The organism is Rhizobacter sp., from assembly GCF_046595475.1.
In the GTDB taxonomy this organism is placed as follows: Bacteria; Pseudomonadota; Gammaproteobacteria; order Burkholderiales; family Burkholderiaceae_C; genus Rhizobacter.
In genome coordinates this window covers 1-24365 of record NZ_JBKJOQ010000001.1, presented here as the reverse complement: position 1 = coordinate 24365, position 24365 = coordinate 1, and the positions used below count along the sequence as shown (strand labels likewise).

The 24365-nt window shown below is 65.2% G+C and carries 22 protein-coding genes; 12 read left to right on the top strand and 10 right to left on the bottom strand.

Annotated elements, in window-relative coordinates:
* The coding region (locus AC30QB_RS00110; protein WP_489544148.1) for an OsmC domain/YcaO domain-containing protein at window positions 1–1782 on the top strand (1782 nt) is incomplete at its 5' end.
* Between the two features lie 254 nt (window positions 1783–2036).
* Here the strand turns inward: AC30QB_RS00110 and AC30QB_RS00105 are convergent.
* From AC30QB_RS00105 to AC30QB_RS00090, 4 genes are all read right to left on the bottom strand, one after another.
* Window positions 2037–3026, bottom strand: a complete 990-nt coding sequence (locus tag AC30QB_RS00105) for a lipase secretion chaperone (RefSeq protein WP_489544147.1) — start codon at window positions 3024–3026, stop codon at window positions 2037–2039.
* Complete coding sequence (locus AC30QB_RS00100) at window positions 3026–3928, bottom strand: esterase/lipase family protein (protein ID WP_489544146.1); 903 nt, start codon at window positions 3926–3928, stop codon at window positions 3026–3028. The genes AC30QB_RS00105 and AC30QB_RS00100 overlap by 1 nt, the downstream gene beginning before the upstream one ends.
* Window positions 3929–4291: 363 nt before the next feature.
* On the bottom strand, window positions 4292–5299 hold the full coding sequence (locus AC30QB_RS00095; RefSeq protein WP_489544145.1) for an AraC family transcriptional regulator: 1008 nt from the start codon (window positions 5297–5299) through the stop codon (window positions 4292–4294).
* 282 nt (window positions 5300–5581) lie between these two features.
* A complete protein-coding gene (locus AC30QB_RS00090; protein WP_489544144.1) occupies window positions 5582–5767 on the bottom strand; it encodes a hypothetical protein in 186 nt (61 codons plus the stop codon).
* Window positions 5768–6181: 414 nt separating this feature from the next.
* Between AC30QB_RS00090 and atzF the strand changes: the two genes are divergently transcribed.
* The 11 genes from atzF to AC30QB_RS00035 all read left to right on the top strand — a co-directional run bounded on the left by atzF (window position 6182) and on the right by AC30QB_RS00035 (window position 17250).
* The gene (gene atzF, locus AC30QB_RS00085; RefSeq protein WP_489544143.1) at window positions 6182–8014 is read left to right on the top strand and encodes an allophanate hydrolase; all 1833 of its coding nucleotides are present in this window, start codon (window positions 6182–6184) and stop codon (window positions 8012–8014) included.
* 34 nt (window positions 8015–8048) lie between these two features.
* Window positions 8049–9035 carry an ABC transporter substrate-binding protein gene (locus tag AC30QB_RS00080; RefSeq protein WP_489544142.1) on the top strand — a complete coding sequence of 329 codons (987 nt, stop codon included), beginning with the start codon at window positions 8049–8051 and terminating at the stop codon, window positions 9033–9035.
* 5 nt (window positions 9036–9040) lie between these two features.
* Window positions 9041–9889 carry an ABC transporter permease gene (locus AC30QB_RS00075; protein WP_489544141.1) on the top strand — a complete coding sequence of 283 codons (849 nt, stop codon included), beginning with the start codon at window positions 9041–9043 and terminating at the stop codon, window positions 9887–9889.
* A gap of 154 nt (window positions 9890–10043) precedes the next feature.
* The gene (locus AC30QB_RS00070; RefSeq protein WP_489544140.1) at window positions 10044–10865 is read left to right on the top strand and encodes an ABC transporter ATP-binding protein; all 822 of its coding nucleotides are present in this window, start codon (window positions 10044–10046) and stop codon (window positions 10863–10865) included.
* Window positions 10862–11083 carry a DUF4089 domain-containing protein gene (locus AC30QB_RS00065; RefSeq protein ID WP_489544139.1) on the top strand — a complete coding sequence of 74 codons (222 nt, stop codon included), beginning with the start codon at window positions 10862–10864 and terminating at the stop codon, window positions 11081–11083. The genes AC30QB_RS00070 and AC30QB_RS00065 overlap by 4 nt, the downstream gene beginning before the upstream one ends.
* Window positions 11080–12489 carry an AtzE family amidohydrolase gene (locus tag AC30QB_RS00060; protein WP_489544138.1) on the top strand — a complete coding sequence of 470 codons (1410 nt, stop codon included), beginning with the start codon at window positions 11080–11082 and terminating at the stop codon, window positions 12487–12489. Before AC30QB_RS00065 ends, AC30QB_RS00060 begins: the two co-directional genes overlap by 4 nt.
* Window positions 12490–12680: 191 nt before the next feature.
* Window positions 12681–13055, top strand: coding sequence for an oxalurate catabolism protein HpxZ (gene hpxZ / locus AC30QB_RS00055; protein WP_489544137.1), 375 nt, complete (start codon window positions 12681–12683; stop codon window positions 13053–13055).
* Window positions 13052–13783: a GntR family transcriptional regulator gene (locus AC30QB_RS00050; RefSeq protein ID WP_489544136.1), complete on the top strand. Its 732-nt coding sequence runs from the start codon at window positions 13052–13054 to the stop codon at window positions 13781–13783. Before hpxZ ends, AC30QB_RS00050 begins: the two co-directional genes overlap by 4 nt.
* Window positions 13784–14009: 226 nt before the next feature.
* On the top strand, window positions 14010–14915 hold the full coding sequence (locus tag AC30QB_RS00045; protein WP_489544135.1) for a FecR family protein: 906 nt from the start codon (window positions 14010–14012) through the stop codon (window positions 14913–14915).
* A gap of 36 nt (window positions 14916–14951) precedes the next feature.
* On the top strand, window positions 14952–15824 hold the full coding sequence (locus AC30QB_RS00040; protein ID WP_489544134.1) for a c-type heme family protein: 873 nt from the start codon (window positions 14952–14954) through the stop codon (window positions 15822–15824).
* Between the two features lie 16 nt (window positions 15825–15840).
* The gene (locus AC30QB_RS00035) at window positions 15841–17250 is read left to right on the top strand and encodes a serine/threonine-protein kinase (RefSeq protein ID WP_489544133.1); all 1410 of its coding nucleotides are present in this window, start codon (window positions 15841–15843) and stop codon (window positions 17248–17250) included.
* A 42-nt stretch (window positions 17251–17292) separates the two neighbouring features.
* Here AC30QB_RS00035 and AC30QB_RS00030 read toward each other — a convergent pair whose 3' ends face one another.
* From AC30QB_RS00030 to AC30QB_RS00005, 6 genes are all read right to left on the bottom strand, one after another.
* Window positions 17293–17886: an SIS domain-containing protein gene (locus AC30QB_RS00030; protein WP_489544132.1), complete on the bottom strand. Its 594-nt coding sequence runs from the start codon at window positions 17884–17886 to the stop codon at window positions 17293–17295.
* A 23-nt stretch (window positions 17887–17909) separates the two neighbouring features.
* Window positions 17910–18449 (bottom strand): DUF1003 domain-containing protein, encoded by a 540-nt coding sequence (locus AC30QB_RS00025; RefSeq protein WP_489544131.1) that lies wholly within the window; start codon window positions 18447–18449, stop codon window positions 17910–17912.
* A 25-nt stretch (window positions 18450–18474) separates the two neighbouring features.
* The gene (locus tag AC30QB_RS00020; protein WP_489544130.1) at window positions 18475–19491 is read right to left on the bottom strand and encodes an extracellular catalytic domain type 1 short-chain-length polyhydroxyalkanoate depolymerase; all 1017 of its coding nucleotides are present in this window, start codon (window positions 19489–19491) and stop codon (window positions 18475–18477) included.
* A 9-nt stretch (window positions 19492–19500) separates the two neighbouring features.
* Window positions 19501–21654: a prolyl oligopeptidase family serine peptidase gene (locus AC30QB_RS00015; protein ID WP_489544129.1), complete on the bottom strand. Its 2154-nt coding sequence runs from the start codon at window positions 21652–21654 to the stop codon at window positions 19501–19503.
* Between the two features lie 79 nt (window positions 21655–21733).
* Window positions 21734–22402, bottom strand: coding sequence for a cysteine hydrolase family protein (locus tag AC30QB_RS00010; RefSeq protein ID WP_489544128.1), 669 nt, complete (start codon window positions 22400–22402; stop codon window positions 21734–21736).
* 129 nt (window positions 22403–22531) lie between these two features.
* The gene (locus AC30QB_RS00005) at window positions 22532–24100 is read right to left on the bottom strand and encodes an ABC transporter ATP-binding protein (protein WP_489544127.1); all 1569 of its coding nucleotides are present in this window, start codon (window positions 24098–24100) and stop codon (window positions 22532–22534) included.
* Between the last annotated feature and the right edge of the window lie 265 nt (window positions 24101–24365).

Here is a 24365-nt window from a genome sequence, read left to right as displayed (position 1 = left end):
CCATCGGATGCCAGCGTGAGCACCTATATCGCGGGCAAGGATCTGCCGCTTGAGCAGACCATCACCAACATGTCGGCGATTCTGTCCGGCCTGGGCATGAAGATCGAAATCGCCTCGTGGCGCAATATCGTCCCCAACGTATGGTCGCTGCACATCCGCGATGCACATTCGCCGATGTGTTTCACCAATGGCAAGGGGGCGACCAAGGAAAGCGCGCTGGCGTCGGCGCTGGGCGAATTCATCGAACGGCTGAACTGCAATCATTTCTACGGTGGGCAGTTCTGGGGCGAAGACATCGCCAATGCAGCGTTTGTGCACTATCCGAATGAGCGTTGGTTCAAGCCCGGAGCCGATGATGCGCTACCGGAGGGAATCCTTGATGCGTACTGCCTGCGTATCTACAACCCTGACGGGGAGTTGCGTGGCTCGCATCTGATCGACACCAATTCCGGGAATTCCAAACGCGGCATTTGCTCGCTGCCCTACGTGCGCCAGTCTGATGGCGAGACGGTGTTCTTCCCGTCCAACCTGATCGAGAACCTGTACGTCAGCAACGGCATGAGTGCTGGCAACACCTTGGCGGAAGCGCAGGTGCAATGTCTCTCGGAGATCTTCGAGCGGGCCGTCAAGCGCGAGATCCTGGAAGGTGAACTTGCGCTGCCCGACGTGCCAAAAGAAGTTCTGGCGAAGTACCCGCGCATCGTGGCCGGCATTCAGGGGTTGGAAGACCAGGGCTTCCCGGTGCTGGTGAAGGACGCGTCGTTGGGCGGCGTCTATCCCTTGATGTGCGTCACCTTGATGAACCCGCGCACCGGCGGCGTGTTTGCCTCATTCGGCGCGCACCCTAACCTGGAGGTGGCGCTGGAACGTAGCCTGACGGAATTGCTGCAGGGGCGCAGCTTTGAAGGCCTGAACGATCTGCCTCGCCCCACTTTTGCCAGCAATGCAGTGACTGAACCCAACAACTTCGTTGAGCACTTCATCGATTCCAGCGGCGTGGTGTCGTGGCGCTTCTTCAGCGCCAAAGCCGACTTTGATTTCGTTGAGTGGGACTTCTCCGGCCAGGGCGAGAACTCCAATGCCGATGAAGCCGCGGCGCTGTTCGGCATCCTCAAGGACATGGGCAAGGAGGTCTATATGGCGGTGTACGACCAACTTGGCGCCGCCACCTGCCGCATCTTGGTGCCGGATTATTCCGAGGTCTACCCGGTGGAAGACCTGATCTGGGACAACACCAACAAGGCGCTCTTGTTCCGTGAAGACATCCTGAACTTGCATCGCCTCGACGATGCGGCGCTGCAAGCGCTGATTGACCGCCTGGAAGACAGTGAGTTGGATGATTACACCGACATCATCACCTTGATTGGCATCGAATTCGATGAGAACACGGTGTGGGGTCAGCTCACGATCCTGGAGTTGAAGCTGCTGATTCATCTCGCCTTGCAGCAGCTCGAAGCGGCGCAGGAACTGGTGGGCGCTTTCCTGCAATACAACGACAACACGGTCGAGCGTGGCTTGTTCTACCGGGCGATGGATGCAGTGCTGACGGTGGTGCTGGACGACGACCTGGAACTGGAAGCCTACGTGCCCAATTTCCGCCGGATGTTTGGCCATGCGCAAATGGACGCGGTGCTGGGGTCCGTGGACGGCAGCGTGCGCTTCTTTGGCCTTGCACCGACGAGCATGAAGCTTGAAGGGCTCGATCGGCACGAGCGTCTGATCGACAGCGTCAAGAAGCTGCACACGGCGCGTGCGAAGGCAGCGGCGCTGACGAACTATTGAGTCGGCACCCATGAACTTGAACCGTTCGGGCTGAGCCTGTATTCCGATCGCCCTGAGCCTGTCGAAGGGAGCCAGCGCAGTGCACGTCGCACCCTTCGACGGGCTCAGGGCGAACGGAGATTAAAGTTGAACCATGCCGACTCAATAGGCTTACAAGAATCGCCGTCGCCGCGATGGCTGGCGCGCGCTGAAGGCGGCGACACGGCCTGATGCGATCTGTCCGCGCGCACGGGTTGCCAAATTGCACCGTGCGGTTAATCACCGACGAGACCACCGGCACGAAGCTGCTCTGTCGGGTCGGGGAATGCGGTGTCCAGCACCTGCTTGATGGCCGCAGTGCGTTGGGTCTCAGAGAGTTCCTGTGCGCCCTTCAAAGCCTGCACCTTGGCGCGGGCCGATTCGATTCGCCGATCCCATTCGGCATGCTCATGGTCAAGTGCGGCAAGGCGTTGGGCGGCTTCAGGGCCGAAGTGCTGGGTGCGTTGTTGCTGCAAGGCTTCGAGGTCGCTCCCAGGTTGTGGGCTGGACATCAACGCCGCTTCGACGTTGCTGCGCTGAGGCGGAGCGCCTGTCAACGCGCTCTCCATCTCGGTTTGAAGCCGTTCTTCTTCGTCCGCATAGAACGCTGTGGCCCAGTGAACGCCGAGCAGGCTTTGGCGCACCTGCCGGTGTTCTTGCAGTGCGGCTTGCATGCTCATCGGGTCGCCCAAGTTCGCAGCCACTTGGAAGGGGTGCTGCTGGAGCTTGAGGTAACGATCCCAGACTTCCATGACCTCGCGGGCTGTGGCGGTGCCAAGGTCGCGCTGCGCCTGCGCTTGAATCATGGCCGTCAACTCGGGCAGGCTGGCTTCGCTCAGGGCGAGCAGGCAGTAGTCGAACCGGTTCCTCAGGGCACGGTTCGGCTTGAGGGGTTGATCGCGCCCCACACCCCAAGGGGGCGCTTCGGTGCCCCGCAGCGAGCCTTTGACAAACAGCGCGTTCTCGATGGCAGCGAGCGACCGCAGCGGAGTGGCCGCGTCGGCAACGGCAGAGGTGGAGATCGGTGGGGGCGGCACCACTGCCGCCGGCTTGATGAGGGCCGGGGCGGCAGATGGCCCGCCCCGACTCGGTGTGCGTTCGCAATCGCTGCAACGGAACGTCCAGGCCAGTGCCGCTGCAACGATGCAGACGACCAACACAGAGACCGCCCACGGCTTTGCAGCACGCGTCAGCCCTTCAGCGTTCATGTGCAGCGACGTCGACATCACAGCCCCGCGGTCTTCAGGCGATTGACCTGCGTGCGATAGAACGCCACCGGGTCTTCCGAGAACACGCCGCGCAAGCCGCCGAGTTGGTTTACCTCGTCGAAGTGGTTCCAGCGGTAGTTGACTTTCAGCACCGTGCCCAGGCCCGCAGAGCAGCTACTGACCAGCCCGTCGCTCGCTTGGCCGATCAGGCTGACCGAAGCCGCACCAATGAGCGCGTCGGAGGCATCCAACACATTCGTGTAGACCGACGCGCCACTGGCCGAGTAGTACTTCACGCCATTGACCGTGGCGGCACCTGAGCCACAAGCGGTGGTGGGAATGCCGGCCGGGAACTTCCTGTTGAACGCAGCGGCACCACTCGTGCTCAAGGAATAGAGCGCAGCATTCAGGTTGGTGGCAGACACATTGCCGGCAATGGCCGTGATGAAGAGCGCCAGTGGAGTGCCCCACACCCCCGTGCCGGAGGCCAAGCTTGCATCGGCAGCGGGTGTGCCTTTGTTGACACCGCCCACCGATGTCACCGATGCCACCATCGAAGGTGCCACGCCTGCCACATAGCGAATGGTCGGGCCGCCCTGGCTGTGGCCGATCAGGTTGAACTTGGTGTAGCCGTAAGTGGCCTGGTACTGCTTGAGTATTCTGAGCAAGGCCTCGCCACGCACCTCGTTGGAGTTGACCGCAGGCACTTCAGGCACCAGCACCTTGGCACCGTTGCGCTTGAGGTCGGCAGCGACGCCGTTGTAGTAGTCGCCCATCAGCAGGTTGTTGTCGAAACCGAAGAGGCCGTGCACCAGCACCACGGGGTACTTGGTGGCCGTGCTTTGTGCGTGGCTCACGCCTGGCAGGGCGCACAAGGCGATGGCCGCGCAGGTCACGGCTTTGAGTGTGAGGTTTGTCATTTGGATGTCTCGGTCGGTGGTGGAATGACGTTGCTTTCGCCCCCCAATTCAGAGGCCTGCCAACGCTCTTGTGTGCTGCGTTTTGAAGCGCACAAATCCATTCTGGACAGGCGTTCAAATCTCATCGCTAGGGTTACTACGACCTGGGTTCAACTTGTCGAATTCGGACACTGGGATTGGCAAAACTCGCTAAGCCACAGTGGGGCTGTTCACACAATTCATGCTCTGAGGAAGAGCCGCCAAGCCGCCACCGACGCACGCTCGACACGTGCGCGTGCTTCGCAAAGACGGATCACCTTCGCTGCGCTTGCTGCGTGGGGGTATTCGGATGACGAGACCGCAGTTCTCGGTGCCCCTCGATGCTCAAATCGTGGGGTACTCGTGGCTGCGGAAGGCACCCGGTGTGTAGCCCGTCCAACTGCGAAACGCACGATGGAACGATGCGACGTTGTCGAAGCCGAGTTCTTCGCTGATGCTGCCCATGGGCAGTTCGGTCTTGGCGAGCAAGTGCTTGGCGCGGTCTCGCCGAACCTCGTCCTTGACCCGCTGAAAGCTGGTGCCTTCTTCGGTGAGCCGTCGGTGCATGGTGCGCCCAGAAACGGCAAGCGCCTCGGCCGCGCTCTCTGCCTTCACCTGGTTCGGAAGCATCTCTGCCAAGTGGTCTCGCAAGCGGATGCTCAAGCGCGGTGGCTTGCGTTGACGCGTGAAGATCCAGTCTTCGGGTGCCCGCTTCAAGAACTCGTCCAGCTGCGGCCTGGACCGGCGAATCGGCAGTTGGAGAAACCTCGCCTCCATCTCGATCGACGGCTCTTCCTGGTCGAACCGAACCGGCCCCGGATACAGCACCTTGTAGTCGTCTGCGAACGCTGGGCGGGCAAAGTGAAAGTTCACCCGCAACAGCGGAAGCTGTCGCCCGACCAACCAAGAGGAAAGCCCATGCGCGAGCTTCAGCACCATCTCGACCGCAAAGGCTTCGAATCGGGTGCCCGTGGGCGTGCGTTCAATGGCGATTCGGGCAATGCCGTCGTTGGTGGTCACCCGCAGCCGAAGGTCATTCGTCGTCACCCGGTACATGCACGACCACCGATGCAGCGCCACCATCAAGGTCTTGGCATCCATGAGCGCCAAGCAGGTGTGCTTCAGTGCGCCGGCGGGCATGGGGCGTGAACACAGGCCGATCAACTCGTCGTCGAGCGCCACGGCCAGTGAGCGGTACAGCAAAGAAAACTGCTGCTCGCTCAGTTGACCCGCCGGATCGTCGGGCACGTCCAGTTCGGCCAGCAGGTTCGCGGCTTGCAGCGGCAACACACCCCCAGCCGTCATCAGGGCCGTGGCATAGGCCATCGAGATGCTCAGTTTCGGGTGCTCCATGAGGGGAAGGCTGCGAAAGTGCCTCGGTGCGTCAAAGTCGCGCCGTGTGCTAAGAGCGCTTTACGGATTGTTGGGATCGGGCCCGAAACGCCCGAGCGGGTTTCCACCGGTTCAGCCAAAGTTGTCCGCGTTCGACAGCTGGCTGGCGAAAGATGCAAGTACCCGACTCTCGCGGGCGCGAGTGTCGGGCAAAGGGTCAATGTGGACGGGCCACAGCCGTGCTCAGCTGCGGCGCGAGCGCTGACACGCGGGGGCTGACAGCGAGCGCCGTTGGATGGGTGGTCAGACCGCACCGGTGTATTCGCCGCGGGCGGGGTAGTCCTTGGCCACGGCGAAATCCACCGCCGCCATCAGTTCGTCAAAGTGGGGCCGGGCGAACGGCATCGTCTGTACGGCGCCGTAGTACAGCGTGCCGTCGGCGCGGACCAGGAACACGCCCGGTTCTGAAAACAGCGCGGGCTCTTCCACGCCCGTCGAGGTCTTGCCGCGCGACGTGCTGATGTACAGACCCCACCCCCGCGCGCTGGCCAGGGCCAGACCATGAGTGCTCGCTCAACTGCCGAGCCGGGTTGGTTTGCCGTGCCGCTCGCGTTGAACAAACTTCGAGATCGTGAACCACTCGCGCTGGCTCATCGAAACCTTGGCGATTGATCTTCGACTCCCAAGCTGGCCGGAGTGCGAGCAGGGCCCCTTCGACGCTTCGTTCTCACGCTCCTGACGCCGCCGCTCGCGCTGCGCCCCAGGTGGCGATGAGGCACGGCCGCTCGCTGCGGCAAGCCAGTTTCAACACAGCCCCGGTTCGATTCAGGGCATCCCACTGGCACGCCTTCTGCTAGCAATCTTGCATACAAGATTGAACGCACAAAAACAGGGCAGCCACACATGACCGAACCCAGAACCTTGCGGGAGCTGCAGCAGGCATTGCGTGCAGGCACCTTGACGGTGCGCCAGCTGATGCTGCGTTTTCTGGCCGAGCAGGCGCAGCAGGCCCGGCCGGCGTGGATCTCGCTGCTGCCCTGCGAAACCCTGATGGCCAGCGCCGACGCCTGCGACGCCAGCCTGATCAGCCAGGGGCCTGGCGTGTTCGACACCCTGCCATTGCTGGGCATGCCCTTCGGCGTGAAAGACAACATCGATGTGGCCGGCCTGCCCACCACGGCGGCGTGCAGGGGCTACGCGAGCAGCCCGGCCACCGCGCATGCCACCGCGGTGCAAAAGCTGGTCGATGCCGGCGCGATTCCCGTGGGCAAGACCAACCTTGATCAGTTCGCCACTGGCCTGGTCGGCACGCGCTCACCCTATGGCGCCGTGCCCAACAGCTTTGATGCGGCCTACGTGAGCGGCGGCTCCAGCTCGGGCTCGGCCTATGCCGTGGCCATGGGCCAGGTGCCGTTTGCACTCGGCACCGACACCGCCGGCTCGGGCCGAGTGCCGGCCGGCTTCAACAACATCGTCGGCCTCAAGCCCACGCCGGGCCGTGTGGGCACGGGCGGCCTGCTGCCGGCCTGCCGCAGCATTGACTGCATCTCGGTGCTGGCGCTCACCGTCGACGATGCGGCGCTGGTGCTCTCGGTCATCGAAGGGCCAGATGCGAGCGACGTTTACAGCCACTTCGAGCCAGGCCCGGCGCGCCTGAAGCCGGTGCTGCGCGTGGGCATCCCGGCACGGCCCATCTTCAGCAACCCGCTGGGTGCGGACGGCTACCGCGCGGCCTTCGCCAAGGCGGCGGCGCATGTGCAATCGCTGGGGCATCAAGTGGTGCCGCTCGATTTCTCGCCGCTGCACGCCACCGCCGAGCTGCTCTACGGCGGACCCTGGGTGGCCGAGCGGCACGCCACGGTGCAGAAGCTGCTTGATCACAACCCCGCGGCCTTCGACCCAGCTGTGCGCCAGATCGTCGAGAGCGCACGGGCTTTCAGCGCCACCGATGCCTTCCGCGGCCAGTACAAGCTGCGCGCCGCGCAGCGCGACACGCAAGCCTTTTGGCAGCAGGCCGATGTGTTGATGGTGCCCACCGCGCCGGGCCACCCGACGATGGCCGAGGTGGCGCTCGAACCGCTGGGCGCCAATGGGCAGCTCGGCGCGTACACCAACTTCGTCAACCTGCTGGGGTGGTGCGCGCTGGCCCTGCCCTTCAGCTTCACCGACAGCGGCCTGCCCTTCGGCGTGACCTTCATCGCACCCGCCGCGCACGACACCGCACTGGCCCGCTTCGGCGCAGCCTGGCAGGCGCAGCTGGCGCTGCCGCTGGGCGCGCTCGGCCACCAGGCCGTGCTCGACGAGCAGCTGACACGCGCGCCGGCCGCTGCACCCACGCTCGCGCTGGCGGTGGTTGGCGCCCACCTGAGCGGCCTGCCGCTCAACGGCCAGCTCACCGATCGCGGTGGGCGGCTGCGCATGGCCACCCACACCGCGGCGCAGTACCGCTTGTTTGCCCTGCCCGGCACCGTGCCGCCCAAGCCCGGCCTGCTGCGCGTGGCCTCGGGCGGCTCGGCCATCGCCATTGAGGTTTGGGACGTGCCGCTCCCGTCCATCGGCTCCTTGCTCGCGCTGATCCCTGCGCCCTTGGGGCTGGGCAGCCTCACCCTGGCCGACGGCAGCTCGGTGCACGGCTTCATCTGCGAGGCCCATGCGCTCGCGGGCGCACAAGACATCACCTCGTTCGGCGGCTGGCGCAACTACCTCGCCTCGCTCACATCACCCACCCCCGCCTGATCCCTGGCCCACCCCTCTCAACCGGAGACCCTTCATGAGCAGCAACCTTTTCGACAACCGCCGCCGCCGCCTCGTCGCCGTGGGCACTGCGCTCGCACTGGGCGCGCCTTTCCTGCGTGCGCAAACCGGCCCCAAGATTCGCATCGGCTACTGGCCGATTGCCGCCGGCCTGCCGTTCTACACAGCCATCGAACTGGGCTACTTCAAAGAGGCCGGCCTCGATGTGGAGCCGCTCAAGTTTGCAGGCGCGCAGCAGGTGATGGAGGCCGTGCTCTCGGGCCGCGCCGATGGCACCGCCAACGGCACCGGCTCGGCGAACATCGCCATAGGCGAGATCGCCCAACCCGGCACCTTCAAGATCTTTTGCTCCAACCCGAGCAACGTGAAAAACGTGCTCGACGAAGTGATCGTGCCGGTGGCCAGCCCCGCCAAGGTGATGGCCGATTTGAAGGGCAAGCGCGTCGCCTCAGGCCCCGGCATTCAAAACGTGACGCTCGCCAAGACCGTGCTTGAGCGCGGCGGCGCCACCGGCGCCACGGTGGTCGAGCTGCCCATAGGCCAACACGTGGCCGCGCTCGCTGCAGGCCAGGTCGATGCCGCCTACACGCTGGAGCCCACCGGCACCATCGGCCGCATGAACGGCAGCACGCGAGTGCTTGAGCCCGGCGTGATCGCGCGCTACGTGCTGGGCGACCCGACGGCGCCATGGTTCGGTGGCTCGGCCTCGTTGTCGTCGGAGTTCATCAAGGCGAACCCCGAGGCGGCGAAGAAGTTTGTGGCGGCCTACGGCAAGGGCGTGGCCTACGTGCGCAGCAAGTCGGTCGAGGCGCGCCAATACCTCAAGGGCTACACCCCGATCGAAGGTGCGCTCACCAGCGAGGTGCCGCTGGCGGCCTACATGATGTACAACGAATTCACGCCAGCCGACGTGGCGCACTTCCAGAAGTTCTTCGACCTGTTCGCCGACAAAGGCATCTTCACGAAACGCCTGATGGTCGACTCGATGCTCTACAAAGGCTGAACGTGATGGACGCCATTCCATCAGCAGCGGCAGAGCCGGCCCCAAGCTCCAAGCCCTGGTCGCCCCCTGCCGCCAACGCCCCGACCGCCGCGCCGCGCGAGCCGAAATGGAACAAGGCCTTGCCCTTCATCGGGCCGGTCGTGCTCTTCATCGTGTGGGACCTGGCGGTGCGCCTGGGCTTCATCAAAGCCATCTTGTTGCCGCCGCCGCTGGATGCGCTGGGCGCGCTCGCAAGCGGCCTGGCCGGTGGCCCCTTGCTCACCGACTTTGCCGTGACGGTGTGGCGCACGCTGCAGGCGTTTCTGATCGCCGCCGTGGTGGGCGTGCCCCTGGGTGTGCTGCTGGGCAGCTCAGAGAAGGCCTACCGCAGCGTCGAGTTTCTGATCGACTTCTTTCGCTCCACGCCCTCGTCAGCGCTGATCCCGTTGTTCTTGATGATCTTCGGCGTGTCTGACGTCAACAAGGTGGCCATCGCCGCCTTCGGCGCGCTGCTCATCGTGGTGTTCAACAGCGCCTATGGCGTGATGAACGCGCGCAAGCAGCGCGTGATGGCCGCCAAGGTGATGGGCGCCACCCGCTGGCAGGTGTTCAAAGATGTGCTGATCTGGGAGAGCCTGCAACCCACCTTCGTCGGCCTGCGCTCGGCGGTGTCTATGGCCTTGGTGATCGTGATCGTGGCCGAGATGTTCATCGGCGCCGACAGCGGCCTGGGCAACCGCATCATCAACTCGCAGCAGGTGATGAACGTGCGTGACATGTACGCCTCGATCTTGGCCGCTGGTGCGCTCGGTTATGCGCTCAACATCCTCTTCCTGATGGCAGAGCGTCGCATTGTTCACTGGAGCGGAAGATGAGTGTGAGCCCCCCAGTCGCTTCGTTCCCGCCCCCAAGGGGCCCCGCCTGGCGGCCCGGCAAAGCCGGCTCCGCGGGCGTGGCTCGATCAAGCGTCGCTGCGCTCGCCATGACCTCCGAGGTACCGCAACCCCATTCTCAATCGGAGGCTAAGCCATGTCTGCAGTTCTGAACGGCCCGGTGTTCGCTGATGTGCCCAAGCCGGCCTTCGAGCCCGGCCCGGCGGGCACGCACATCACCATTCGTGGCCTCACCAAATACTTTGCCGGCTGGCCGCTGTACGAGAACTTCGACCTCGACATCCCCAAGTCAAAGATCGTCTCGGTGTTCGGGCCCAATGGTTGCGGCAAGTCGACGCTGATCAACATGATCGCGGGGCTGATCCCCATCGATTCAGGGCAAATCTTGTTCGACGGCAAGAGCCTGAAAGACACCAAGATCGGCTACGTGTTCCAGAACTACCGCGAGGCCATGTTCCCGTGGATGCGCACCATCGACAACATCGCCTACCCGCTGGTGCTCGAAGGCCGCAGCAAGGTGGAGGTCGACCGCCGCATGCAAGAGCTGGTGGCGTCGTTCGACGTCAAGTTCGATCTCAAGCGTTACCCCTACGAGCTGTCGGGTGGGCAGCAACAAACGGCGTCGATCATGCGGGCGCTGGCGCCCAACCCCGAGGTGTTGTTTCTCGACGAGCCCTTCTCGGCGCTCGACTTCGAAATGACGCTCTTCATCCGCGAGAAGCTGCAAGAGGTGTTCTTGCAGACGGGCACCACCATGGTGCTGGTCTCGCACGATCTGGAAGAAGCCGTGTACCTGGCCGACCAGGTGCTGCTGCTGACCAAGCGCCCGACCCGGGTGGCCGAAATCTTGCCTTATGCAGATGCGAGGCCGCGCACCGTGGCCACCTTGTCTGAGCCGAGCTTCATCGCCACCAAGAAGCTCAGCCTGGAGATATTCCAAAGAGAGGTGAGGCGTTGAGCTCAAGCGAGATTCAAGACTACGTGCGGGCCACCGCACGCTTCCTGGCCCTACCACTCGGCGATGCCCAGGTGGAGCGTGTGGCCACGCACCTGGCACGCACGCAGGCCATGGTGGCCGCGCTGCAAGACATGCCGCTGCACCCCGAGCTGGAGCCAGCCGAGATCTATTGCCCCGCGCCCTTCCCGCCCACGGGCGGCGGCACCGCCGGCGAATGAGCTTCGCCAGCAGCCACGACATGATCACCGGCCTAGACATCGTTCGCGCAGTGCATGCCGGCGACATGCAGGCCGAAGAAGCGCTAGAGCACTGCATTGCACGCATCGAGGTCACCGACCCGCGCGTCAACGCCTTCACCGACGGCACCTTCGAGCGCGCCACGCGCGAAGCCCAGGCCATCGACAAGATGCGCGCTCGCGGCGAGGCGTTGCCGCCGCTGGCCGGCCTGCCCTATGCAGTGAAAAACCTGTTTGACATCGAAGGCCTGACCACCCGCGCCGGCAGCAAAGTGCGCAACGGCCAGCCCGCGGCCACGGCCGATGCGGTGCTGGTGCAGCGCATGAAGGCCGCGGGCGCCGTGCTGGTGGGTGCCCTCAACATGGACGAGTTCGCCTACGGCTTCACCACTGAAAACACGCACTACGGCGCCTGCCACAACCCGCGCCGCCTGGCGCACACGGCGGGCGGCTCGTCGGGCGGCTGCGGCGCGGCGGTGGCGGCGGGCCAGGTGCCGGTGACGCTCGGGTCAGACACCAACGGTTCCATACGCGTGCCCTCGTCGCTGTGCGGCGTGTGGGGCTTGAAGCCCACCTTCGGCCGGCTCTCGCGACGTGGCAGCTTCCCCTTCGTGGCGAGCATCGACCACCTGGGGCCATTTGCCCGCACGGTCGAAGACCTGGCCGCCAGCTACGACGCACTGCAAGGCCCCGATGCCCTCGACCCCGGGTGCCACGCCTTGCGGGTGCAGCCCACACTGGCGCAGATCGGCAACAGCCTCAACGGCCTGCGCATCGGCGTGCTGAACGGCTACTTCGAAGACAACGCCGGCCCCGTCGCCCGCAAGGCGCTTGATCTCGCGGCCACGGCGCTGCAAGCCACGCGCGGTGTCACCTGGCCCGATGCCGCCTTGGCGCGCGTGGCGGCCTTCGTCACCACCGCCAGCGAAGGCGGCTCGCTGCACCTGCCGCTGTTGCGCGAGCGCGCGGCCGAGTTCGAGCCGCTGTCGGTCGACCGCTTCATTGCCGGTGCGCTGCAGCCGGTCGACTGGTACCTGCGCGCGCAGCGCTTTCGCCGCGAGTACCGCAGCAAGGTGCAAGCGCTGTTCCAGCGGTGGGACGTGTTGCTCGCCCCCGCCACACCGGTGCAGGCCACACCTCTGGGCGCCGAGAGCTTCGAGCTCAACGGGCAAAGCGTGCCGGCGCGGCCGTCCATGGGTCTGCTCACGCAGCCGATCTCGTTTGCAGGCTGCCCGGTGGTGGCCGCACCCTTGTGGCCCGAGGGGCGCAACGCTTTGCCGTTGGGCGTGCAGGTGATTGCGGCGCCATGGCGCGAAGACCTGGCGCTGCGCGTGGCGCGGGCCTTGGAGGCGAGCGGCGTGGCGTGTTCGCCGGTGGCGGGGATCTGATGGCACTGAGCAGCTCTTGCGTGGGCCCTCGATACCTCAGGCTGAGCGGATGGGGGTGCGCGAAAAATTCCAAGATCCACTCAGTCCGCTCAGTCCGCTCAGTCCGCTCAGTCCGCTCAGTCTGCTCAGTCTGCTCAGTCCACTCAGTCCGCTCAGGCTGAGGTATCGAAGCCCCACACCGACCCAAAACCATGGACATCAACCGCCCCGACGTGCTCGCCGAAGTCACCGCCGCCTTCGACCGCTACGAAGACGCACTCGTCAACAACAAGGTCGCCGTGCTCGACGAGTTGTTCTGGAGCAGCCCCCACACCCTGCGCTATGGCGTGGGCGAAAACCTCTACGGTTACGCCGCCATCCGGGCTTTTCGCGCCGCACGGCCCGCCACCGGGTTGGCACGCACACTTCTGCGCACCGAAATCACCACCTACGGCGACAACTACGCCACCGCCAACTGCGAATTCCAGCGCGAAGGCGGTGCCAAGCCTGGCCGCCAAAGCCAGACCTGGATGAAGACGCCCGAGGGCTGGCGCGTGGTGGCCGCGCATGTAAGCTTGTTGGGATGAAAGCCCCGGCCAAGAAGAAGACCCCCGCGCAGGCCACAGCAAGCCCCGTCAACCCGCGTGACCTCACGCGCTCCGAGAGCGCCTATCGCCGGCTCAAGGCCGCCGTCTTCGACTTCGTGCTGCTGCCCGGCGACGGCTTCACTGAAAGCGACATGGCCGAGCGCCTGGGCATGTCGCGCACCCCGGTACGCGAAGCCCTGTTCCGCCTGGAGCTCGAAGGCTATGTGAAGGTCGCCTTTCGCAGCGGCTGGAGCGTGGCGCCGTTTGACTTTCGCAAGCTCGAAGAGCTGTATGACCTGCGCGTGATGCTGGAGTGCACAGCCGTTGACCGGCTCTGCACCTCCGTGCCCATGCCCGACCTGGGCCTGCTCAAGTCCATCTGGCTGGTACCCGAGAAAGACCGCAAGGCCGACACCACCGAAGTCGCCGCACTCGACGAGGCCTTCCACACCACCCTGGTGTCGGCCGCCGGCAACCTGCAGATGGCCCGTGTGCACGCCGACGTGACCGACGGCATACGCATCGTGCGCCGGCTTGATTTCACCCAGCCGCCACGCGTGGCCGCCACTTACGACGAGCACGCCAAGATCCTGCGCGCCATCCTCGCGCGCCGCGCCGACCCGGCCAAGCTGATGCTGCGCACCCACATCGAGGCCAGCAAGGCCGAGGTGCGCAAAATCACCATCCACAAGCTGCACAGCGCACGGCCCGCCACCGGGCATTTGTAAGCCCGACAGGCCCGCGGGGCGCGACCCGCAGTTTCGTGACTTTCGTCGCATGTTTTCAGGCCCCTTGCCCCGCACACCGGTGCTTCTTACAGGGTGAATTGCGCATTCATGCCGCTATGCTTCCCGTTTGAGGTGCGCCCTGCCTCACACCATAAAAACCAACCTGATTAGCGACATATCTCAGCCAAATGAAGTGGCTGGGGTTTGTTATCAATCCGGAAAACCAATGAAACTCGTCGTCTGGAAAAGCGCTTTCGCAATGTGTTGGCTCGCCTGCTCGCAGGCGCTGTGGGCCGCCGCACCGCTGGCCACTGTGACCATCGCCGACGGCGAAGCGGTGCTGATCCGCGATGCAGCACGCCTGCAACTGACCGAAGGCGTGCGCCTGGCCAAAGACGACATCGTCGAAGTTACCGCCAAGGGCCGCTTGCTGCGCATCGAATTCAGCGATGGGCTCATCCTCGATCTGGGGCCTGACTCACGCACCTTGCTCGCGCCCAAGCTGAGCGGTGACCGCGCCCGCATGCCTGCGCGCCTGCACCTGCTGCGCGGCGTGGCCAAGATCACCGTGACCAAACCGCTTGCCCCTGCGGCAGCCACCTTCTCGTCACCTGATTTTGACGTGCAAGGGGTAGCGCGCAGCGCAGTGTTCATCGTGACGCCTGATGAGGCCTTTGCATTTGCCGAGTCGGGCGACACCACGCTGCAAGAGCGCCGCAGCAGCAAGCCCGCCAACAGCACGATCACGCTGAAGAGCGGCGAGTTCTTTGCCCGTGCGGGAGACGCCAAGGCCACCGTCACGCAGCGCCCTACACCAGCGTTCATCAAGCGCCTGCCGCGCGCGTTTCTAGACACCCTGCCCTCACGTGCCGCGCTCTTCAAGGCGCGCGAGGTCGAGCCCAAACCGCTGGGCGACATCGCCTATGCAGACGCCGAGGCCTGGGTCGATGCCGACGGGTTGCGCAGCCACTTCGTCACCCGCTGGAGACCGCTGGCGCACAACCCCGCTTTCCGCGACGGGCTGGCGGCCAACATGCGCGCCCACCCGGAGTGGGACCGCACCCTTTACCCCGAAAAATACTTGCCCAAGCCGGCCGCCAGCGATGCGGCCCGCTACGGCGCCAAGCCCTGATCGGGCTCCACGCTTCTCTCAAATCAAAAGACAACCATGAAGCTGCTCGTCAAGTTCAACCTCGTGTTCCTGGTCGTGTTTGCGCTTGGCCTGGGCGCTTCGAGCTACGTCGCGCGCAAGCTGTTGCAAGAGGGCGCCCACGAAGAAGTGCTGGACCGCGCGCGCCTGCTGATGGAAAGCGCGATGGCGGTCAGCAGCTACACCTCCACGCAAGTGGCACCGCTGCTGCAGACGCAGATGACCTACACCTTCTTGCCGCAGTCGGTGCCCGCCTATTCGGCCTCTGAGGTGCTCAACGCCTTGCGCAAGGAGCACCCCGAGTACGCCTACAAGCCGGCCATGCTCAACCCCACCAACCCGCGTGACCGCGCGCAAGACTGGGAAGAAGACGTGATCTCGCAGTTCAAGCAATCGCCGTCGCAAACCGAGTTCATCGGCCAGCGCCTCACGCCGGCCGGCCTGGTGACCTACATCGCCCGCCCGATCAAGATCGGCAACCCCGACTGCCTGCGCTGCCACAGCACGGTCGATGCCGCTCCCAAGCCGCTGGTGGAAAAATACGGCCCGGCCAACGGCTTCGGCTGGAATCTCAACGAAGTGCTGGGCGCGCAGGTGGTGTCGGTGCCCATGTCGGTGCCGCTGGCACGTGCTGACCGCGCTTTTGGAGTCGTGATGGGCTTGCTGGCGGGTGTTTTCATCTTGATTGGCCTGTCGCTCAACCTGATGCTGTGGAAGCTCGTCATTCAACCGGTGAGCCGCTTGTCCAGCCTGTCAGACCGTGTGAGCCTGGGTGAGCTCGACGCGCCAGAGTTCGCCGTCAAGTCGAAAGACGAGATCGGCACTTTGGCGCAATCGTTCACGCGCATGCGCAAGAGCATGGTCCACGCGATGAAGATGCTCGACAGCTGAGCCCGACAATCTTTCGATGAGTCACCCCGAGCGCCTTGGCAAATACCCGATCACCGGCGTGCTCGGCAAAGGTGCGATGGGCGTCGTCTACAAGGCTTTCGACCCGGTCATCAGCCGGCCAGTGGCCATCAAGACCATCCACAAGGCGCTGATCGGGCAAGACCTCTCGGGTTCGAGCACCACTGCTCGCTTCAAGAACGAAGCGCGTGCCGTGGGCCGGCTGTCGCACCCCGGCATCGTGGCCATCTACGAATACGGCGAAGACGACGCCACCGCCTACATCGCGATGGAATACGTGGAGGGCCGCACGCTCTCGCAAATATTGAACGGCACGCCGCGCCCGCCCGAGTGCGACATCCTGACGCTGATGGACCAGCTGCTGGCCGCACTGGATTGCGCGCACAAGGCCGGCGTGTGGCACCGCGACATCAAGCCCGCCAACCTGCTGGTCACCAACAGCGGGCAGCTGAAGGTCACCGATTTCGGCATTGCGCGCATCGAGTCGGTGGTGCTGACGCAGATCACCTCCACCATCGGCACGCCGGGCTACATGGCGCCCGAGCAGTACATAGGCGAAAACGTCGACCACCGCATCGACGTGTTCGCCGCTGGCGCCCTGCTCTACGGCATGCTGGTCGGCCGCCCGCCCTTCCAGGGTTCGGCCGAGACCGTCATGTACAAGGTGCTCAACGAGCACCCCACGCCCCCGAGCCAAGTGCCCGAGGCCGGGCGGCCCGCGTTTTACGACGCCATCGTGGCCAAGGCCCTGGCCAAGAAGCCGGCCGACCGCTACCAGAGCGTGGCCGAATTTCGGGCCGCCCTGGCCAAGCGCGACCTCTCGGCCGAGGCTGACACCGGCGAGACCACCATCATCGTGGTCAACGACCACAGCGCACCGGCACCCGCCGTCGGCGTGCTGGACCCGCCCACCGACGTGCCACGCTCGGCCAGCACCACCGTGCCGGGTTGGGACCCGGCCACCTTGCACCAGGTGGAGCTGGCCCTGGCCTCGTTCGTCGGCCCCATGGCCAAGGTGATGGTGCGCCAGGCGGCCAAGACGCACGGCGACATCAGCGGCTTGAAGACCAGCTTGTGCGAGCACCTGCCATCCGACCAGGAGCGCCAGCGCTTCTTGGCGAAATTTGCCGTGGCCACCGGCGGCAGCCACGTGAGCGGCAGCTCCAAGGTGACCGGCGCGGCGCCACTGAGCACTGCAGGCTCGACTGTGGGTCTAGCCCTTGCACCCGAGGTGTTGGCCCATGCCACGCGCGTGCTCAGCAGCCACATGGGGCCCATCGCAAGCATCGTGGTGAAGAAGGCCGCGGTCAAGGCGCGCTCGCAGGAGCAGCTCTTTGTGATGTTGGCCGAGCAAGTGAGCGAAGGCGCTGAGCGCGCCAAGCTGCTGACGGCGCTGCGGCGCAAGTAGCCAACCGTCGTCATTCCCGTGAAAACGGGAACGAAGGGCCACTCACACCGCCGCGTAGTTCTCCGGGAACAGCCTGCGCTCCACCGACTCGATCAAGATGTGGATCACCTTGATGTGCAGCTCTTGCGAGCGGTCGGCATAGGCCCCGCCTGGCGTGCAGATGTCGACGTCGGCCAGCGTGCCCAAGGTCGAACCGGGCTTGCCTGAGAGGCCAATCACCTTCATGCCGATTTGCCTGGCTGCGCGCACCGCCGCCAGCACATTGCCGCTGCTGCCACTGGTGCTGATGGCCACCAGCACGTCGCCCTTGCGGGCATGGGCTTCGAGGTAGCGCGAGAACACATGCTCGTAGCCGTAGTCGTTGGCCACACAGCTCATGTAGCTCGCATCGCTGATGGCCACCGCCCCGAGTGCGCGCCGGTTGTTGCGGTAGCGGCCCGACAGCTCTTCGGCGAAGTGCATTGCATCGCACATGGAGCCGCCGTTGCCGCAGCTGAAGGCCCGGCCGTCGCGCTCGAAGGTGTCGGCCAGCAGGTGGCCTGCAGCGTCAATGGCGCGGCAGGTGGTGTCGTTGGCGATCAAGGCGTCGAGCGCAGCGCGGGCGTCGGTGAGGGTTTGCAGGATATGGGGGCTCATGGGGTTCCTAGGTGTCGCATGCGTCAGCCTGCCTCGCCGCTGATGCGGTCGATCTGCTCGGCCAGCTTGTCGGGTCGCATGGCCTGTTCAAGCACCGTACTGCTCGGGTCATCGTCAGGGATACCGAGCTTGGCGGCGATTTTGCCCAGCGTGCGCAGCATCTTGGTGTTCTCCTGCTCGGTGAGCATGTTGACCTGCAGGTCGAGCGCGTTGCGGCGCTCGGTGAGCCGCGTCTCTTCGTTCTGGCTGATCATGATGAAGGTCGACAAGAAGATCGCCTCTAGCGAGACCAGCAGCGTGAGAAAGGTGAAGGGGTAGGGGTCGGGGTGCGGCGCGGGGCCCAGGGTGTTGAACAAGATCCAACCGCTGAACCAGGCCACGTGAATCCACAAAAACGGCAGCGTGCCGCAGAAGTTTGCAATGTGGTGGGCCACACGAGTCACTTGGCTCTCATGGGCACGGGCCGAGCGCTCCAGCGCGACGATCGCGCGGATGTTCTGCTCGGTCAGCTCGGCCACGCTGGTCGCCCTTGCAAAGTTTTCGTTGCTGTTCCTGGCTGCCATGGTGCACGTCCCGAAGATTGAATACTCAGGCGCGAAACTGCCGCGCCGCAAAGGCCCAGGCCATGCGTGATGCGTCCGGGCCCTGGCCGTCACTGTAAGGCTGGCGTGCGGCGCCGCCACTCCAGGCGTGGCCCAGTCGATCCACCTCGACCAGCGTGGCCACGGCGCTGCCGCGGCGCTTGTACTCGGTGACCTTCATGCCGTAGCGTTGGCCGCGTTGCACGCTGCGCTCGGGCGTGGCCTGCGCGCCGGCGGCATCAGCCCAGATCTGCGCCGCGGCCTGGCCGTTGCTCGCGGCGACCACGCGGTCTACACCGCCGTGTATCACCATCAGCGGCGGCCACGAGGCATCCATTGCCTCGGGCGTGGCCTGCAGCGCACGGGTGCCGCGCAGCCCGTGCATGGCGCTCACCGCAGAGGCTGTGGAGTGCGCTGTGCCGGGCGGTATGCCCGAGTGCATCACCACGGCCTTGAAGCGCTCGGGGTGGCGCGTGACCAAGAGCGCCGCCATGCTTGCGCCGGCCGACAAGCCCGCCACCGCAATGCGTGCGCGGTCGACGCTGTAAAGCAGGCACACCTGGTCTACGGCGTTCATGATCAGCGCCGCCTCGCCATAGGCGCGGCCCGAGCGCGTGTCAAACCAATTCCAGCAGCCTTGCGCATTGGCCAGGCGGTCTTGCTCGGGGTAGAGCACCAGGAAGCGCTCGCGCGCGGCGATGCGGTTCATGCGCGTGCTGGTGGCAAAGCTCTTCGCGTCTTGGCCGCAGCCGTGCAGCATCACCATCAGCGGCAGCTGCTCGCCAAACACCAGGCCGGGTGGGCGATAGAGCTTGAAGCGGCGCACGCCGTTCAGGCCCACGGCCATGCCGGCAATCCAGTCACCGTCTCCCGGCGGTGCGGCGCGCTGTGGCTTGCTGGCCTTCACTGCATTGACGGTACGGCCCAGGTTGCGCCGGCCCAGGCGCAGGCTCTCGCGCGTCATCGCCGTGAGGCTGCGCTCGAAGGCCTTGGCCCAGATGGCCGCGTGCGTGCGTTTGGCCATGTGCGCTGCTCAGCGCATGCCGAGCTGGTCGAAGAGAAAGGCCAGCTCGTCAGCCTGCTCGTCAATCTCGGACGCGAGCGAGGTACCGATGCCATGCCCCGCATCCGACGCCACCCGCAGCAGCACGGGCCGCCCCGCCGGGTTGGCCGCTTGCAGGCGCGCCGTCATCTTGTAAGACATCCAGGGGTCGACGCGGCCGTCGTGCTCGCCTGTGGTCAGCAGCACCGCGGGGTAGCCCGTGCCGTTGCTTACGTGGTGATACGGCGAGTAGTCGTACAGGGCCTTGAACTGCGCTGCGTCTTTCACCGTGCCGAACTCGGTCACGTTGAAGGCGCCATTGGGCGTGAGCTCCACGCGCAGCATGTCGTAGATGCCCACCGAGGTGACCACCGCACGGAAGAGCTCGGGCCGCTGCACCAGCGCCGCACCCATCAGCAGGCCGCCGTTGCTGCCGCCTTCAATGGCCAGCTTGCCTGGCTGCGTGTAGCCACGCGAGATCAGCAGCTCGGCGCTGGCAATGAAGTCGTCGAACACCCGCTGCTTCTTGGTGAGGTTTCCACCCAGGTGCCACTCTTCACCAAACTCGCCGCCGCCGCGTATGTTGGCCATGGCAAACACGCCGCCATGGCGCAGCCAGGCCACGGTGTGGCGCGAGAAGCGCGGGCGCATCGAGACGCCGTAGCCACCGTAGGCGGTGAGCAGCACCGGCTGCGCACCGTCGAGCGGTGTGCCCTTCATGCGCACGATGTTGACGGGCACCTTGGTGCCGTCTTTCGAAGTGGCCATCTCGCGCACCGCTTCGGCGCCAGGCAAGCCGCCGTCAACCGCGAACGCAGGCGCATCGGACAGCGCGGTCTTCACCGGGGTGGCGCCGCTGCGCCCGCCGTCGTAGGCGTACCAGCTGAAAGCCTCCACGAAGCTCTGGCTGCCGAAGAGGATGGCATCGCCTTCCAGGCGCGTGCCCAGGTTCACGCTGGCAATGGGCTGTGCGCTGAGCGTGCCCAGCAGCCGTCCATCGAGTGTGTGCGTGTGCAGCTCTGATGGCCCGCCTACCAACACCTCGACATACAGCTTGGTGGCCGTGGGCAAGAAGGCTTCGATCACCGCCTCTGATTCGGCCACCACGGTGGGCGCGCTGGTGAAGCTGGCCTTGGCATTGCCGAGCTGCATGGCGACCACGCGACCGCGCGGCGAGCCTTTCAGGCCGAGCGCGTAGAGCCGCCCATCGCGGCCGAACTCGGCTCGACGAAAGCCGTCGGTGTAGCCGGCAATGCGGCGCCAGGCGCGGCCGTTGCTGCGCAGGTAGAAGCCATGCTCGCCGCCGTCGCCGTTGGCCACGTCGGCCAGCAGATGGCGGCCGTCTTCGCTCACCTGCAAGGCGACCTCGGCAATGCGGGGAAACTCTTTGCCGATGACGTACTTGTCGGCCTGGGCCGGCGTGCCCAGCTTGTGGAAGTACACCTGCTGATAGAAGTTGGCGTCGGCAGGCGGGCGCTCGCTGCCCTGCGGGTAGCGCGTGTAGTAGAAGCCCCTGCCATCGGTGGCCCAGGCCACGCTGCCCCCGCCGGTGGGGTACTGCACGCGCGGCACCACATCGGGCAGCGCCTTGCCGGTGTCCGTGCGGTAGACATACAGCGTGCCATCTTCGCTGCCGTTTTCTGACAGCGACACGGCGATGAGCTTGCCATCACGCGAGGGCTTGAACCAGTCGATGGTGGTCTTGCCGCTGGCGTCGAGCACGGTCGGGTCGAGCACCACCCGCTCCGACGCCAGCTCGGCTTGGCCGTTGAGCATCACCAGCACGTTCTGGTTCTTAGGCGGCTGCCGCTTCATGGCAAAGAGCTTGCCGCCCGAGTAGTCGAAGCCAAAGCGGTTGGCCTTGCCGCTGCCCACCATTTGCAACAACTCTTCCTTGAGCAGCTTGCGCTGCGGCAAGGCGTCGATCACCTGGCGCGTGAGCGTGTTTTGCGCGGCGATCCAGGCGGTGACTTCTTTGGAGTCGGTCTGCTCGAGCCAGCGGTAGTCTTCACTGACGGCCGTGCCGTGAAAACGGTCTTCAACCGGCTTGCGGGGTGACTCAGGGTAGGTGAGCGGCGCACACCAGCCCGCGCCGGACGCGGCCGCCAGGCCGAGCGTCAAACCGATGTGTTGCAGTCGCTTCATCTCTGTCCTCGTGATGTCGAAGACAGTATGTTGACCTATCCGAACGTGGAATTTCTGAAGCCCCCAAAACGCGCTGCGCTCAGCCCGCTGGCGTCGAGCCCATGACATCACCGAGCCGGGCCGTCCAGCCCACGATGCCGCCCTGCGCGCGGATCATGGCCAGCGCCGATTCCTTGAACTCGGGGAAGTAGGAGCCGGTTGCCTCTTCGACGATGAGGCACTCGTAGCCGCGGTCGTTGGCCTCGCGCATGGTGGTCTGCACGCAGACCTCGGTGGTCACGCCGCCGAAGATCAGGTGGGTGATGCCGCGCGACTGCAGCTCTTCGGTGAGCGGTGTGCCGTAGAACGCGCCCTTGCCCGGCTTGGCGATCACGATGTCGCCCTCTTGCGGCAGCAGCGCGGGCACGAAGCCGGCGCCAGGCTCGCCCTTGATCAAGATGCGGCCCATGCTGCCAGGGTCGCCGATGCGCAGGCTGGGCTTGCCGCGCAAGCGCTTGGCGGGCGGGCAGTCGTGCAGGTCGGGGGCATGGCACTCTTGCGTGTGGATCACGAGCACACCCTGCGCGCGGCACCAGGCGATCAGCTCAGCCGCTGCGGGCACCACCGGCGCCAGCAGTGACACGTCGTTGCCCAGCGTGGCACCGAAGCCGCCGGGCTCGATGAAGTCGCGCTGCATGTCGATCATGACCAGCGCGGTATGGGTCGGGTCGAAGCTGAAGGGGGTGGGTTGCGCGTCAATCGTGATCATGGTGGTGGTGTGAGGTGGTCTTTGGACGCAAGGGTCGCGAAGAAAGACGCAAAGGTCGCAAAGGAACACCAAGGCTTTCTTTGCGACCTTTGCGTCTTTCTTCGCGTCCTCTGCGTCCAAAAAAACCGATCAATGTGCACCGCCCCCCATGAACGCACCAAGGCGATTCCGATCGGCCTGGCGCGCATCGGTCTCGTGCACCACCTTGCCTTCGCTCATCACCGCGATGCGGTCTGACAAAGCGAGCAGCTCGTCCAAGTCTTCGCTGATCAGCAGCACCGCGCCGCCGCGGTTGCGCACGTCCATCAGGCGCTGGTGGATCTCGGCCACGGCCGCGAAGTCGAGGCCGAACACCGGGTTGCTGACGATCAGCACATCGGCGTCGTCACTCAGCTCGCGCGCCAGCACGGCGCGCTGCACATTGCCACCGCTCAGCGAACGAATCTGCGCCAGCTCGCCGCGTGTTTTGACCCCAAACTCGGTGATCAGCTTGCGTGCCCGCTCGCGCAGCGTGCCACCACGCAGCCAGCCCATGCGTGCGGCCGGGGCGATGTCAAAGGTGCGCAGGCCGATGTTGTCGGACACGCTCAGGTCGCCCACACAGGCATTGCGCAGCGGCTCTTCGGGCAGGCTGCGCACCTTGAGGCGGCGGTTCTGCGAGCGGGTGCCGGTGAACTTTTCCTGCTGGTCGCCATGCCCCACCCAGACCTCGCCCGACACCCTGCGGCGCTGGCCCACCAAGGCCTCGGCCAACTCACGCTGGCCGTTGCCCGAAACACCCGCCACGCCGACGATCTCGCCGGCATGCACGATGACGCTCAGGCCGTCGACGGCAATCTGCCCGCGGTCGCCATCGACCGTGAGCAGCTTCACCTGCAAGCGCGGCTCGCCCCGCTCTCGCTCGGCGCGCTGCGGCGCGGCGAACTCACGTTTCGCATCATCGTCACCCCCCACCATCTCCACCGCCAGCTGCTGCGGCGTGGTCTCGGCGACGCGGTGTGCGGCCACGAGCTTGCCCTTGCGCAGCACGCTCACGTCGTCGGCATAGGCCGTGACCTCGCGGAACTTGTGGGTGATGAGGACGATGCTGCAATCGCCGGCATGCGCGCGGTCGCGCAGCAGGCCCAGCACCTCGTCGGCTTCTTGTGGCGTGAGCACCGAGGTGGGTTCGTCAAGGATCAAGAGGCGCGGCTTGAGCAGCAGTTGCTTCAAGATTTCGAGCTTCTGCTTCTGCCCTGCCGACAGCTCTTGCGGCGTGGCGTCGAGGTCGAGCTTGAAGGGCGTGGTCTCTAAAAAGGCGGCCAGCGCGGCGCGCTCTTTTTTCCAGTCGATCACCGCCGGCAGGTGGCCGCGTGCGAGCAACAGGTTTTCGGCCACCGTCATGCCGGGCACGACGGTGAAGTGCTGGTAGACCATGCCGATGCCCAAGTCGCGTGCGATCACCGGCGAGCTGATGTCGTGCTCGCGGCCATCGAGCAGCACAGCGCCTTCTTCGGCTCGTTGGTAGCCAACCACGCATTTCACCAGCGTGCTCTTGCCGGCGCCGTTTTCGCCGAGCAACGCGTGGACTGTTCCTGGCCTGACCTTCAGCGAGACCTTGTCCATGGCGGTGAAGGCACCGAAGCGCTTGGTGAGCTCGAATGTGTCGAGAGCCAGGGCGCCAGTGGGGCGGGGTTGGGGGACGAGGGGGGCTGTCATGTGGGTGATCCCTGGTTCTGGTTCGCGCGCCATGGGCCGCTCACACAGCACCGGCCGCTCAGCCTGACCCTTCGATACCTCAGGGCAGGGTACGCATTCGCGTATCGAAGGCCTGCTCCGCTATTCGCGAATTGCAATTGCTCATTGTGTGAGGCCGCGTCGGGATGTGCCCCCGACAGGGCAGTAACTTTCTTTTGCTTCGCCAAAAGAAAGTCACCAAAGAAAAGGCGACCCTCGTCACCGGTCGGCCTAGGGCCGACTGCTC

Excerpts from the sequence above, each read along its gene's own strand:
- AC30QB_RS00105 (WP_489544147.1), bottom strand. The coding sequence starts at position 3,026 with ATGTCGACGTCGCTGCACATGAACGCTGAAGGGCTGACGCGTGCTGCA.
- AC30QB_RS00100 (WP_489544146.1), bottom strand. The coding sequence starts at position 3,928 with ATGACAAACCTCACACTCAAAGCCGTGACCTGCGCGGCCATCGCCTTG.
- AC30QB_RS00095 (WP_489544145.1), bottom strand. The coding sequence starts at position 5,299 with ATGGAGCACCCGAAACTGAGCATCTCGATGGCCTATGCCACGGCCCTG.
- atzF (WP_489544143.1), top strand. The coding sequence starts at position 6,182 with ATGACCGAACCCAGAACCTTGCGGGAGCTGCAGCAGGCATTGCGTGCA.
- AC30QB_RS00080 (WP_489544142.1), top strand. The coding sequence starts at position 8,049 with ATGAGCAGCAACCTTTTCGACAACCGCCGCCGCCGCCTCGTCGCCGTG.
- AC30QB_RS00075 (WP_489544141.1), top strand. The coding sequence starts at position 9,041 with ATGGACGCCATTCCATCAGCAGCGGCAGAGCCGGCCCCAAGCTCCAAG.
- AC30QB_RS00070 (WP_489544140.1), top strand. The coding sequence starts at position 10,044 with ATGTCTGCAGTTCTGAACGGCCCGGTGTTCGCTGATGTGCCCAAGCCG.
- AC30QB_RS00060 (WP_489544138.1), top strand. The coding sequence starts at position 11,080 with ATGAGCTTCGCCAGCAGCCACGACATGATCACCGGCCTAGACATCGTT.
- hpxZ (WP_489544137.1), top strand. The coding sequence starts at position 12,681 with ATGGACATCAACCGCCCCGACGTGCTCGCCGAAGTCACCGCCGCCTTC.
- AC30QB_RS00050 (WP_489544136.1), top strand. The coding sequence starts at position 13,052 with ATGAAAGCCCCGGCCAAGAAGAAGACCCCCGCGCAGGCCACAGCAAGC.
- AC30QB_RS00045 (WP_489544135.1), top strand. The coding sequence starts at position 14,010 with ATGAAACTCGTCGTCTGGAAAAGCGCTTTCGCAATGTGTTGGCTCGCC.
- AC30QB_RS00040 (WP_489544134.1), top strand. The coding sequence starts at position 14,952 with ATGAAGCTGCTCGTCAAGTTCAACCTCGTGTTCCTGGTCGTGTTTGCG.
- AC30QB_RS00035 (WP_489544133.1), top strand. The coding sequence starts at position 15,841 with ATGAGTCACCCCGAGCGCCTTGGCAAATACCCGATCACCGGCGTGCTC.
- AC30QB_RS00030 (WP_489544132.1), bottom strand. The coding sequence starts at position 17,886 with ATGAGCCCCCATATCCTGCAAACCCTCACCGACGCCCGCGCTGCGCTC.
- AC30QB_RS00025 (WP_489544131.1), bottom strand. The coding sequence starts at position 18,449 with ATGGCAGCCAGGAACAGCAACGAAAACTTTGCAAGGGCGACCAGCGTG.
- AC30QB_RS00020 (WP_489544130.1), bottom strand. The coding sequence starts at position 19,491 with ATGGCCAAACGCACGCACGCGGCCATCTGGGCCAAGGCCTTCGAGCGC.
- AC30QB_RS00015 (WP_489544129.1), bottom strand. The coding sequence starts at position 21,654 with ATGAAGCGACTGCAACACATCGGTTTGACGCTCGGCCTGGCGGCCGCG.
- AC30QB_RS00010 (WP_489544128.1), bottom strand. The coding sequence starts at position 22,402 with ATGATCACGATTGACGCGCAACCCACCCCCTTCAGCTTCGACCCGACC.
- AC30QB_RS00005 (WP_489544127.1), bottom strand. The coding sequence starts at position 24,100 with ATGACAGCCCCCCTCGTCCCCCAACCCCGCCCCACTGGCGCCCTGGCT.